9 protein-coding genes are annotated in these 13030 nt (G+C 57.1%); 8 read left to right on the top strand and 1 reads right to left on the bottom strand.

The features are described from left to right. Positions 1-9: 9 nt before the first annotated feature. Together PKO02S_RS06465 and PKO02S_RS06460 are read left to right on the top strand one after the other, a co-directional pair. Entirely contained in the window at positions 10-1470 is a 1461-nt protein-coding gene (locus PKO02S_RS06465) for a sedoheptulokinase (RefSeq protein ID WP_127580285.1), read from the top strand. Positions 1471-1496: 26 nt separating this feature from the next. Then, positions 1497-2261 (top strand): HpcH/HpaI aldolase family protein, encoded by a 765-nt coding sequence (locus PKO02S_RS06460; protein ID WP_127580284.1) that lies wholly within the window; start codon positions 1497-1499, stop codon positions 2259-2261. Between the two features lie 39 nt (positions 2262-2300). Here the strand turns inward: PKO02S_RS06460 and PKO02S_RS06455 are convergent, their stop codons facing one another. Continuing rightward, positions 2301-4199 carry a VanW family protein gene (locus PKO02S_RS06455; protein ID WP_246066860.1) on the bottom strand — a complete coding sequence of 633 codons (1899 nt, stop codon included), beginning with the start codon at positions 4197-4199 and terminating at the stop codon, positions 2301-2303. 755 nt (positions 4200-4954) lie between these two features. On the opposite strand from PKO02S_RS06455, the gene ftsE reads away from it, so the two are divergent. The 6 genes from ftsE to uvrB all read left to right on the top strand — a co-directional run bounded on the left by ftsE (position 4955) and on the right by uvrB (position 13014). Beyond that, positions 4955-5641: a cell division ATP-binding protein FtsE gene (ftsE, locus tag PKO02S_RS06450; RefSeq protein WP_127580283.1), complete on the top strand. Its 687-nt coding sequence runs from the start codon at positions 4955-4957 to the stop codon at positions 5639-5641. Then, entirely contained in the window at positions 5631-6548 is a 918-nt protein-coding gene (gene ftsX / locus PKO02S_RS06445) for a permease-like cell division protein FtsX (RefSeq protein WP_127580282.1), read from the top strand. Before ftsE ends, ftsX begins: the two co-directional genes overlap by 11 nt. A 42-nt stretch (positions 6549-6590) precedes the next feature. After that, a complete protein-coding gene (locus tag PKO02S_RS06440; RefSeq protein WP_127580281.1) occupies positions 6591-7772 on the top strand; it encodes a murein hydrolase activator EnvC family protein in 1182 nt (393 codons plus the stop codon). A 166-nt stretch (positions 7773-7938) separates the two neighbouring features. Beyond that, positions 7939-9402, top strand: coding sequence for a S41 family peptidase (locus PKO02S_RS06435; protein ID WP_127580280.1), 1464 nt, complete (start codon positions 7939-7941; stop codon positions 9400-9402). A gap of 136 nt (positions 9403-9538) precedes the next feature. After that, a complete protein-coding gene (locus PKO02S_RS06430; RefSeq protein ID WP_127580279.1) occupies positions 9539-10849 on the top strand; it encodes a PDZ domain-containing protein in 1311 nt (436 codons plus the stop codon). Between the two features lie 152 nt (positions 10850-11001). Then, positions 11002-13014 (top strand): excinuclease ABC subunit UvrB, encoded by a 2013-nt coding sequence (gene uvrB / locus PKO02S_RS06425; protein ID WP_127580278.1) that lies wholly within the window; start codon positions 11002-11004, stop codon positions 13012-13014. The last annotated feature ends 16 nt before the right edge of the window (positions 13015-13030 follow it).

Genomic DNA, 13030 nt, shown 5'->3' with positions numbered 1-13030 from the left:
GGTGCGGCGATGGCCTACATCGCTTTGGATATAGGCAGCAGCTTTATTAAATCAGCCCTGTTGGATGTGGATCGGCACGAAATCTCGATGGTGACAAAGCTTCCTGCACCTGGAAAATTACCTAATCCGAAGAACGCTTATTATGAAATCGATGCCGATTCCATTATCGATACCGTTATGCAACTGATTCAATCGTATCTACGGAAGAAGCTGACTGTCGAAGGCATACTGATAGCCACCCAGATGCAAGGATTTTTGCTCACAGATGGCCAAGGCCGACCCATTACCCCCTATATCCCTTGGCAGGATGAACGTTGCTTGGAAATGTTGCCAGACGGTAGCGCGAGTTACATGGAGGTCTTGCGAGAGTTGATTAAGCCTGCCGACCTACGGCGGACAGGGCTTGATCTCAAGCCGGGGCTTGCACTCTGCAATTTATTTCAGTGGTTGCGGACGCATACGCTGCCGGATGGCGCCACCGTGATGTTCCATACCTTAGGCTCTTATCTCATTCATTGTCTCACCGGGCGGCATGCCTGCCATTTGACCAACGCTGCTGCTACCGGATTCGCCGATATTGGCGCTGGAGCGTGGAATCATGCGATCATTGAAGCTGCTGGCGGCGGCACGTTGAAGTTCCCCGAATTCAAAGGTGAGACGGAGCCGTGCGGGTACTACGCATCCGATAAAGGACCGATCCCCGTTTTTCCGGATATAGGCGACCACCAGGCGTCTGTGCTCGGAAGTATGGCGGTAAGCTACAACGAAATTGTGCTAACGATTGGAACGGCCGGCATCATGACGCGAATCAGTAACGAGCCAAGGACGGGTGCCTATGAGATCAGACCGTATTTTAAGGGCGAGGTTCTCCAGACCGTCACCCGTATTCCGGGTGGGCGTAATTTGGATGTCCTGATCGAATTTATTGAAGATGTGGGACGAACGGTATTCGGTCGAGAGCTTAGCAGCGAACAAATTTGGGCACAAGTACTTCCGGCTGTCCAACAGTTCATGACGTCTGAAAAAAGGATGCAAGATCAGGATAGGGAAGGAATCGAAGTTTTAGGGGATTTGGAGGTAGAGGTAGGTTTTTATAAACAACAGCGTGGTGTAGAAGCTGGAGGAATCCATGGGATTACTGGAGCTAACCTGCGTGTAGGCTCCCTTTTTCATGCAGCCTTTGAGAATATGGCCGAGGTTTATATGAAGCTGATGGAAGTTCTCTGCCCGGATGGGGGTAAGGTGGAGCGATTGATTTTTTCAGGAGGCGTGTCGTATAAAAACAAGCCTTTAATAGAAAGAATTGTTCAATTGGCCAGGACTCCAGGTGTCATGTCTCCGATTCCCGATGAATCGTTGATGGGATTACTGCGTCTGGCGTTGTTATGTTCAGGTCGCTGCAGCGACTTCAATGAGACGCGAACGGTAATAAAAGCAAGCTTTGCCGGGCAGGACGACAGATTAAAATAAAGGGACGGGGCGAGGGAAATTTGCGAATGGTCGATTTGAGGCAAAAGCTTGCAGAAGGAGCGTGTATATATGGTACGATGCTTGTCGAGCTGCACACCCCCAATATCGTGTATATGCTTAAAAAGGTGGGCTTTGACTATCTCATAGTGGATTGTGAGCATGGTTATTTCGATTATTACATGGTTGCAAATATTATTGCAGCGGCTAAAGGCGCCGATTTACCGATCCTTGTCAGAATACCCGGTACCGGAAGAGAGCCGATATTGAAGTATGTGGAGATGGGGGCCGCCGGATTGCTGGTGCCTATGGTTTCTCAGGCCGAGGATGTTCAAACGGTGATTAAGCATTGCAAATATGCGCCGCTGGGTAGCCGTGGTGTATCCACAACCCGTGCCCATACAGGCTACCATGTAGACGATTTGCGCACGTATATGGATCAAGCGAATGCCGATATAGTGGTTTTGGGGCAAATTGAGTCCTTGCAGGGGCTTGAGCATATAAGTGAAATACTGGATGTAGCTGGCTTGGATGGCCTCATTGTCGGGCCCAATGACCTGTCACAGGATATGGACATCATCAATCAATATGGCCATCCCCGGATGAAAGCCGCCATTCAAACAATAGTGGAAGCATCGCGTTCAAAGCAACGATGGACGGGTATTATTACATCCGATACAGCGTTGTTACTTGAATGCCAGGAGCTTGGTATGCAGGTATTAAGCTGGAACAGTGAGGTCGGGATGATGATCCAAGGAGGTCAGGCAGGGCTGGGCAGGCTGAAGAAGCTATAATAGTAGAGAATGAAGATAGGCCGAATCAAGTCTGCGGAATTATTGGAAAGATTTGAACGTAGGCCCGCTGACGCCGTCTTCGAGCAAAATTCGCTTCTCGGGGACGGGGGTAGGTTTGGCCGGCGGTTTGGCTGGGTCTTCGTTCGTTTTGTTGCGGGCGACAAGGGTAGGCTGGGCTTGGTAGGTATCCTTCGAGATTAGTTCGCGCGCTTCTTCAACGCCGTTACGCTTGCGGATGCGATACGTCTCGACGATGTAGCCCGGCTTGCCTTCTTGAATCAGACTTTCCTGACCGGGGGCGAGCGTCGGATTGACGACGACTTTGACGGGTGGGGCGATCGTTTCCAGGGTGTTGGAAAAGATTTCGTAGGTCATCGTGTCCGGCATACGACCAAACAGCTTGACGGTGATGCCGGTTTCGGTCACGTCGGTACGGATGAGCAGGTGGCTGCCGGTGTTGTTGCGGAAGCGAAAGTTGATCCAGCCGTCGGCGAACGTTGCATCCTGCCCGAGCGGTATGTAGCTGACGGGCAAGGAGTGGTTACGGCGCTCGGTGATCTGCAGCCCGGCGCGGAGCACGGCGTTGTAGAGCGTCGTGGACACTTGGCAGATGCCGCCTCCGACGCCCGGGACGAGCTTGCCGTTCAGGATGACGGGCGCCTCTTTGTAGCCGAACTGTTTTTCGGTCTGGCGGATGATGCGGTTGTAGTCGAACTCCTCATTCGGTTTGAGCACCATGTCGTGAACCGTCTGCGCGGTGGAGCGGATGTTGTGCTTGCGTCCTTCGCCGCTGATCGGGAAGAAGGTGGTGAATTCGGCGATTTTGCGGTCGATGCCTTCGGCGCGCAAGGTGTCCACGGTTACGGTCGGCTGGATCGTGGTGATCGGGACTAGCAGGACGATCGGTTCGTTGCTGTTGGCGAGCGGCTTCGGCCGAAGGGCGGCCGATGTCGATGCCGATGCGGGCGCGGATGCGGTGATCAGCTCCGGGTTGCCGTGTCCGGACGGGCCGGTCGGCAAAGCGCCGAAGCGCTCCTCGGCCGCTTGGCCGAGCCCCAGGATGAGCGCGTCGGCGTCGATCTGGTCGGCCGCGCGCCCGGGGACGTAGCCGACCCGGTCGTCGGGGGTGATGACTCGGCGGGCGTCCAGCGGGTGCGCTTGCAGCAGCTGCGGCCAGAGCGTGCCGACGGCGCGCAGCGCGGCGATGCGGTCGATGAGCAGCTCGAGCGGCACGCTGGCATGCCGCAGGCTCCAGCGCGCGCGGGCGCGCCCCAGCAGCGAGCCGCGGAAGAGCCGCTCGGCGGCCGCCTCGAGGCGCGACGCGTCCACGCTCAGCCCTAGCTCCGCTAGGCTGAACGTGCCCGCCGCGCCTTGCGCGATGGCCTGCGCGTCGCCGCGCGTGGTGCTCGCCGCGGGTAGAGCGCGGCTGGCTGAGCCGCTGCCCGCTTGCGCGTTGCTCGCGCTTTGCGTCGGCAGCGTCCCGCCCGTTGTACTGCCGCCCGCTTGCGCATTGACCGCCGCTCCACGTGTGCTGGCCGTTGCCACCGGGCTACCGCTGCTGCCTGCTGCGTTAGCTCCACCCACGCCTGTCGCCAGAGCATTACCCGCCGCGCTTGCACTGCTGACGGCTCCACGTGCGCCAGCCGTTGCCATCGGGCTGCTGTCGCTGCCCGCCGCGCTCGCACTGCCGACTGCGTCGGTGCTCCCACCGGCGGGCAGCTCGAACCGCACGCGGTTTGCGAGCAACGCTTGCACCCGGCGGTCGAGCTCCGCGCGGAACGCCTCCTCGCGCATCCCGCCGAGCTGCCAGTCGCCCCACACCAGCCCGGCGGGGAACGAATCTCGCCACGCATACGCTGCCAACGCCCCAAACGCCGAGCCCCAGACTACAATACAAATAATCAAAACCCGATTCACGCTCCGCCAGGACCACCGCATGTTCCCGCCTCCCTGCCAGTACCGCATCTGCACCGCGCCTCCTATTGTACCGCCCGCTTCGTATCGCTCAGCACTAACCGACAAGTAACCAACCTGCCTCGAATCGACCCCCCACCCAAATCTTTGCGGACACAGGAGCCTTTATTGCCTCCTAAACCTCGCCAAAACCCCGCCATTTCGCCAAATAAGGTACCCTATGTCCGCCAAATTGAAGGAATCGCCCAAAACGCCCTGAATAGCGAACCTATTGTCCGCCAAACACCAACCTTCATCTACTACCCTGACACTCGCTCTTTCCGTACCTCTGACCAAACTAACGCCCGGCTCCCCGATCATCCCTACCCCATCCCTATCCCCATCAACCGCCCCACGCTCGTACACAACCACACTCCCATCTATATGCGCCAGGTCGTCCAACTATTTCCCCACAAATTTCCCGATCATTCGCTATCCGGCCGCCAATCCGAGCGAAATGCATCAAATCCTGCAATATCTTGCACCCGAATGCAACAATGTGTTGAATTTAACCAGAACATAGAGGATTTGCGGATTTCGTGTCGAACTCTTAGTAGCTAACTATTTCCAATGACGCAGGTGTATAGGCTTCTCGGACGAGTTTCGGTCACGGGAAAGGCTCAACAGGGCTAGGGTACGGTTAGGATGCAGCTACTTGCGGCCTCACAGTTTCTCTTCCGCGAGCACCAAAAAAGCAACAATGTCCCTTGGTTGGCGGGGTTTGCGAAGGACGTGATGGAATGATTGAAATGCAGGACGTCTGGAAGACGTATCCGGACGGCACGCACGCGCTGAGAGGCATCAGCGTGAAGATTGATCCGAATGAATTCGTTTATGTGGTAGGCCCTTCCGGTGCCGGAAAGTCCACTTTCATGAAATTGATATATCGCGAGGAGCGGCCGACCAAAGGCCACATCTTCGTGAACGGCTTTAACCTGGAGAGGCTGAAGCAGCGCAAAATTCCGTACGTGAGACGCAACATCGGCGTCATTTTCCAAGACTACAAACTGCTTCCCAAGCTGACGGTGTACGAAAATGTCGCCTTCGCGATGGAAGTGGTCGAAGCGCCGAAGAAGCTGATCAAGAAACGGACGCAGGATGTGCTCGAGCTGGTGCGGCTCAAAAACAAGCTGGCCTCCTACCCGGGCCAACTGTCCGGCGGCGAGCAGCAGCGGGTGGCGATTGCGAGAGCGATCGTGAACAATCCGTCGGTCATCATCGCGGACGAGCCTACCGGGAACCTCGATCCCGAGACGTCCTGGGACATCATGAAGCTGCTGGAAGAAATCAATTTCCGGGGTGCCACAATCGTCATGGCTACGCACAACCGGGAAATCGTCAACACAATGCGCAAGCGGGTACTGGCCGTAGAAAAAGGACTGATCGCGCGGGACGAGGCTAGAGGGGAGTACGGCTATGAAGATTAGAACCTTCGTCCGCCATACCCGGGAAGGCACCCGCAACATCATCCGCAACGGCTGGATGACCTTTGCTTCCGTAGCGGCCATTTCCATCTCGCTCTTCATTCTCGGCGTTTTCCTCATCCTGGCGCTGAACGTGAATTTCCTGGCGACGCAGATCGAGAGCCAAGTCGAAGTTCGCGTCTACTTGGAAGTCAACACGCCGGAGGCGCAGATCACAGCTGTGCGAGCGCAGATCGCCGCCATTCCGGAGGTAGGCAAAGTGACATTTGTCTCCAAGGAGGACGGCCTGGGTATTTTGCGGGAAAAGCTCGGCCAGGACGGCCAATCGCTGCTCGAAGGCTTCGACGGCACGAACAACCCGCTCAATGACTCGTACACGGTCGAAGTGAGCGACCCGCACATGGTCAGCCAAGTCGCCGCTCAGATCAGCCAGATCAATACCGGCAAAAACCCGCCGCCGATCTACAAGATCAGCTATGGCAAAGGCACCGTCGAGACGCTGTTCAAAATCACGGCGATCGTCCGCAACGTTGGTCTCCTATTCGTAGCGCTGCTGGCCTTCACGGCAATGTTCCTTATTTCCAACACCATCAAGATCACGATCCACGCCCGCCGCAAGGAAATCGGCATCATGAAGCTGGTCGGCGCGACGAACGGCTTTATCCGCTGGCCCTTCTTCATTGAAGGCGGCTTGCTGGGGCTAGTCGGATCGATGATCCCGGTCGGGATCCTGCTCTACGGCTATATGCAGCTCTACAACTACACGAAGCTCGAGCTCGGGCTGATGCTGGTAAAGCTCATCACACTGCAAGATTTGATGTGGCCGGTTATCGGCTTGCTGCTGGGCATCGGCATTCTGATCGGCATTTGGGGAAGCTTGCTTTCCGTTCGTAAATTTTTGCGGGTCTAAAATCACGTACCACGTAAGGTTAGAAGGAGGAATCGAACGGTTTTGAAAAGAACGACACTGTCCCTCATCCTGGCGGCCGGCATCGCTTTGCTGGTCACCGTCCCGAATACGGGCTACGCCTTGACAGACGCTGAGATTAACGCACAGATTAAGGCGAACGAGAAGAGAGCGGCCGACGCCGCCAAGCAGCAGCAGGACGCAGAGAAGCAGAAGAAGGATATCGCCAACCAGAAAGTCCAGGAAACGAAAAACATGCAAGAGCTCTTGACGCAGATTGAAGCGCAGAACGATCAAATGACCGCCCTCAACACGCAGAAGGAGCAAGTGATCGGCGAGCTCAAGGAAACGAACAAGCAGCTGACGGAAGCCGAGGAGCGGGTGGTCGCCCGGGATAATCTGATGAAGTCGCGCCTGCGGCTCATGTACACGAACGGCTTCGTATCCTACATCGAGGTGCTGCTTGATTCGACGAGCTTCAGCGATTTTCTGGATCGCTACCAAGCTCTGAAGTCCATCGTCGGACAGGACAAGGAAATTCTCGAATCCAATAAGAGAGACCGTCAGGTCGTAGCCGATAAAAAGGTGCAGGTGGAGACGCAGCTGGCGCAGGTACAGGACTTGGCCACACAGGCCGAGGTGATGAAGAACACCCTGGTCGCCAAGGAGAAAGAAAAAGAAGTGCTGATCGCAAGCCTGAGCAGCAAGGAGAAATCGTTCGAGGAGATCAGCGAGTCGCAGCTGGCGGCGGTCAACAAGCTGGCGCAAGAAAATGCAGCGCTCTATCGCAAGCTGGAGGAGAACAAAGCCAAGCTGACCTATAGCGGCGGCAAGCTGAACTGGCCTTTGCCGGGACGCACAACGCTGTCGTCGGGCTTCGGCTATCGGATCGATCCGATCAACAAAGCGGACGCCAACCATACCGGCTTCGACATCCCGGCTCCAGCCGGCACCGCGATCCAGGCGGCGGAAGAAGGCATCGTCATTATCGCCCGCTATACGAACGGATACGGCAATACAGTCGTTATCGATCACGGCGGCAATCTCCAAACTTGGTACGGCCATATCCGCAACGGCGGCATTGTCGTGGAGGAAGGAGACTCCGTGAAGCGCGGACAGAAAATCGCGGAAGTCGGGTCCACCGGGCGTTCGACGGGGAACCACTTGCACTTCGAAGTGCGGTTGAACAACAATCCGGTCAATCCGGGTCCATATGTGGGCCGATAAAAAAGCCATACAAGCGAAGCGCGGGAGCCATTCTCGCGTTTTGCTGCAGCTATGGTAGAATAGTTCTGTGGGGCAAACGGGTCGGACTCATAAATGGTACAGGCCTGTCATACAATAGGAGCGTTCCTCGGAATAGAAGACGGGTGTGAAGGGCGGTGCGAACCGAATGTTTTTGAGAGGCCGCAATTTAGTCGTATTTGTTGCATTTCTGCTGTTAGGGATGTTTGCGAGCAGCATCTTGACATTGACCATCGTGAGGCCCTCCAGTTTGGCGAGCGGAGAATCGGGCGTTTCGAACGGCTCGACGGCGAAGCCGGGCGAGTTCACGGCGGCGGAGCTCAAGAAGCTGTCGACGGCGTATCATCTGATACAGGACAATTATTTGACGCAGATCGACCGGGGCAAGCTCATCGACGGGGCGGTCAACGGCATGCTGGATGCGCTGAACGATCCGTATTCCACTTACATGGATCCGAAGGAAGCCGGTCAATTCCAGGATGTGCTGAACTCGACGTTCCAGGGGATCGGCGCGGAAGTGTCGCTGGAGGACGGCCGGGTGAAGGTGGTGTCTCCAATTAAAGGCTCTCCGGCGGAGAAAGCGGGCATTTTGCCGAACGACCTGATTTTATCGGTGAATGGGGAGAAGCTGGACGGGCTGACGTTGACCGAAGCGGTGAGCAAAATTCGCGGTCCCAAAGGCTCGCAGGCGAAATTGGGAATTATGCGCAGCGGCATGGATTCGATTGAAGTGATCGTCGTGCGGGACGATATCCCGGTCGAGACGATATACTCGGAGATGCTCGAAGGGCAGATCGGCAAAATCGAAATTCGCGAATACGTCTCGCATACCGCGCAGAAGTTCAAGGAAGCGCTCAAGCAGTTGGAGGATCAAGGGATGAAAGGTCTAGTCATCGACGTGCGCAGCAATCCGGGGGGGCTGTTCCCGGCGGTCATCGAGATGTCGGAACCGTTCGTTCCACAGGGCAAGCCGATCGTGCAGGTGGAGGATCGCGATGGGCAGAAGCAATCGACACTGTCGGTCAAAGGCACAGGCAAAAAATATCCCGTAGCGGTGCTTATCAACAACGGCAGCGCCAGCGCGTCGGAAATTATGGCCGGAGCGCTTCAGCAGATGGGCGGAGCCAAGCTGGTAGGCGAGAAGACTTACGGCAAGGGTACGGTTCAGGTGACGTTCGACAAAGAGCTGGGCGACGGCAGCAACATCAAGATGACGATCATGAAATGGCTGACGCCGAACGGCGATTGGATTCATAAGAAAGGCATCGCCCCGGACATCGCGGTAGAGCAGCCGGCTTACTTCAAGGTCGCTCCGCTGTCCAAGAAAACGGTGCTCAGGCTGGATATGACCGGCGACGACGTGAAAAATCTTCAGACGATGCTGGTAGGTATCGGGCAAGCTCCGGGCCGTACGGACGGCTACTTCAACGAACAGACGGTGACGGCGGTCAAGGCGTTCCAACGGTTGAACAATTTGCCGGTTACCGGAGAAGTGGACGAGAAGACGGCGGTGAAGCTGGAGGAAGCGGTGTCCAAAGAAATTCGCAACCCGAAGAATGATTTGCAGCTGAAGTCGGCTGTGAATTATGTGAGTGGCGCTGCGGCCAAGTAATCGGAGGGAAACGTTGGATAATTGCGCGGTGGTGCAGGATATTGCCGTCGGCGTGTCGAAAGAGGAGAGAAGGTTCGAGTGAATCGGCCTTCTTTCCTTTTTTTTGTGATGCTGGTAGAGAACGAGGAGATTACATATGGAATTAACGCTCGACATATTGGATCGTTTGCTGGACGCTTTCGTGCAAAGCTTGGTCCAGCCGTTTTATTTGATCGGGATTTTGTTCGTAGCGTTTCAATATCATAAACAGATTCAGCTGGAACGGAAGCTGTTCTCGACAAGGCTGCATTTCCTGCTGGATACGACTTGGCGGACCTTGCTCGGGGGCATCATTGCCGGCTTTCTCGGTTCGGTGGTCATGGCTTTCGTCGGCGCTTCGCTCACGCCTGCCGCCGTGCTGTGGCTATGGGGAACTACGATCGTGCTGGCGCTGCTGCGCCTCCGGTTTCTCTGCATGGCGTATGCGGTCGGTGTGTTGGGGTTGCTGAACGAGCTGGCGACGCTGCTGGGACCGTCGGTGGCGGAAGGCTCTCTATGGCCGAGGCTGCTAGGGTCGTTGGAGGGGCTGCCGATGCCGTCGCTGATCGCCTTGGCCGCCGTCCTGCACTTGATTGAAGCGTTCCTCGTCCGCTGGCAGGGCAGCCGGATGGCGATGCCGCTCTTCGTCGAGAACAAGCGCGGGCGTATGGTGGGCAGCTATCGGTTGCAACAATTTTGGCCGGTGCCGCTGTTCCTGCTCGTGCCAATGGCGTCGGGCGGGGCGACAGTGGAGCTGCCTTGGACGCCGTTGTTGGGAGACGCGCTATGGACGGCCGGCTGGGGGTTCATCGCGTTCCCGGCGATGCTCGGGTATGCGGAATCGACGATGTCGCGCCTGCCCGGGGCCAAAGCGGCCGGGAGCGCCATTCGCCTGGCTGTGTACGGAGTAGTCGTGCTAGGGCTGGCTTTGTTGGCGGAGTGGCAGCAGCCGCTGATCGCGCTCGCTTCCTTCGGCGTCATCGCGCTTCATGAAGCGGTAGTGTGGCTGGGTCGGCGGGAGGAAGCGCAGGAGATGCCCAGATTCGTGCACGGCCCGGCCGGGCTAACGATTCTGGCGGTGCTGCCGAACGGGCCTGCGGCCGATATGGGGCTGGAAGCGGGCGAGATTATCGTCAAGGTGAACGGGACGCCGGTCCGCACCCGCATCGAGCTGTACCAGGCGCTGAGCATCAATCCGGCCTATTGCAAGCTGGAGGTGCTCAATCTGGAGGGACACAGCAAGTTCGTGAACCGGGCGTTGTTCATGGGCGATCACCATCAGCTGGGCGTCATTCTTTGTCCGGATGAAAGTGCGAGATACTATGTGTCGGCCAAGGAGAGCAGCTTGCTCGGGCTATGGAAGCGGCCTTGGAAAGGCGCTCGATCCCGCCCGCATCCTAGCGTGCCGACGGCTGGAGAGACGGTTTAACGGAGTTGTATGGAGGGGACGAAGCGGTATTCGTCGCCCTCTTTTCCTTTTCTAACCTGTTTGCAAATCCAGCTTTAAAAGGTGTATAATGAGGGATGGGAACAAACATTCGCAGGCATGTACTTTTATAGGGCAGGAGCGTTGAATCCCAAGTGAATAACAATAACAACGAAATTGTGTTCAGTCCGAAGTCGTTCGAATTGATCTCTGAATATACACCGCAAGGCGATCAGCCGCAAGCGATCGAAGCGCTTGTGCAAGGCGTGCGTGAGGGCAAGCGGCATCAGACGCTGCTCGGCGCGACGGGTACGGGGAAGACGTTTACCGCCGCCCAAGTGATCAACAAGCTGAACCGGCCGACGCTGGTCATTGCGCATAACAAGACACTGGCCGCCCAGCTGTGCAGCGAGTTTCAGGAATTTTTCCCCAATAACGCCGTCTCTTACTTCGTCAGTTACTACGACTACTACCAGCCGGAGGCTTACATCGCCTCCAGCGACACCTACATCGAGAAAGATTCCAGCATCAATGAAGAGATCGATAAGCTTCGCCACTCGGCCACGAGCTCGCTGTTCGAGCGCCGGGACGTCATTATCGTAGCGAGCGTATCTTGCATATACGGCCTGGGTTCGCCGGAGGAATACCGCGATCTCGTCTTGTCGCTGCGGGTCGGGATGGAGCGGCCGCGCAATCAGATTCTGCATATGCTGGTAGATATTCAATACAAGCGCAACGATCTGAACTTCGTGCGCGGGACGTTCCGAGTGCGGGGCGACGTGATCGAGATTTTCCCGGCTTCGCGGGGCGAATCGGCCATTCGCGTCGAGCTGTTCGGGGACGAGATCGAGCGGATCACGGAGATCAATGTGCTGACCGGCGAGATCTTGGGCGAGCGCGACCATGTCGCGATTTTCCCGGCGTCTCACTTCGTGACGCACGAGGAGCGGATGAAGCTGGCGCTTGTGGACATCGAGCGGGAGCTCGAAGAACGACTGGCCGAGCTGAGAGAGAACGGCAAGCTGCTGGAGGCGCAGCGACTGGAGCAGCGCACCCGCTATGACATCGAGATGATGCAGGAGATGGGCTTCTGCTCCGGCATCGAGAACTACTCGGGGCCGCTTACGTTCCGGGAGCGCGGGGCCACTCCGTATACGTTGTTCGACTATTTCCCGGACGACCTGCTCGTGATTGTCGACGAGTCTCACGTGACTTTGCCGCAGATTCGCGGGATGTACAACGGGGACCGGGCGCGCAAGGAAATTCTTGTGGAGCACGGGTTCCGTCTGCCGTCGGCGCTGGATAACCGGCCGCTGCGGTTCGAGGAGTTCGAGGAGAAGACGCAGCAGATCATCTATGTGTCCGCTACGCCTGGTCCGTACGAGCTGGAGCATTGTCCGACGATGGTGCAGCAGATCATCCGTCCGACCGGCTTGGTCGATCCGCATATCGAGGTCCGCCCGACGAAGGGGCAGATCGACGATCTGATCGGCGAGATCAACGACCGCATCCGAAAGGATGAGCGTGTGCTCGTCACGACGCTGACGAAGAAGATGGCGGAGGATCTGACCGACTACTTGAAGGAGATCGGCATCAAGGTCCGCTACATGCACTCCGACATCAAGACGCTGGAGCGGATGTTGATTCTGCGCGATCTGCGGCTCGGGGTGTTCCATGTGCTCGTCGGCATCAACCTGCTGCGGGAAGGGCTCGACCTGCCGGAGGTATCGCTCGTGGCGATCCTGGATGCGGACAAGGAAGGCTTCCTGCGCGCCGAGCGCTCGCTGATTCAGACGATCGGACGGGCGGCGCGGAATTCGAGCGGGCATGTCATCATGTACGGCGACAAGATTACCGATTCGATGGATAAGGCGATTCGCGAGACGGACCGCCGCCGCGAAATCCAGGAAGCCTACAACGAGAAACATGGCATTACGCCGCAGACGATTCAGAAGAAAGTGCGCGACGTGATCGAGGCGACGAAGGTAGCCGAGCAGAAGGCCGACTACTTGGCCGGCTACAAGGATGCCAAGATGTCGAAGAAGGATCGCGCTTCGCTCATCGAGCGTCTGGAGGTCGAGATGAAGGAAGCGGCGAAGAGCCTGCAGTTCGAGCGTGCGGCTGAGCTGCGCGACGCGATTCTCGAGCTGAAGGCGGAGCAGAACTGAAAGGAAGGAATACCCT

This window comes from Paenibacillus koleovorans NBRC 103111, from assembly GCF_004000845.1.
Taxonomy (GTDB): domain Bacteria; phylum Bacillota; class Bacilli; order Paenibacillales; family NBRC-103111; genus Paenibacillus_AA; species Paenibacillus_AA koleovorans.
This window is presented reverse-complemented; position numbering and strand designations above follow the sequence as displayed.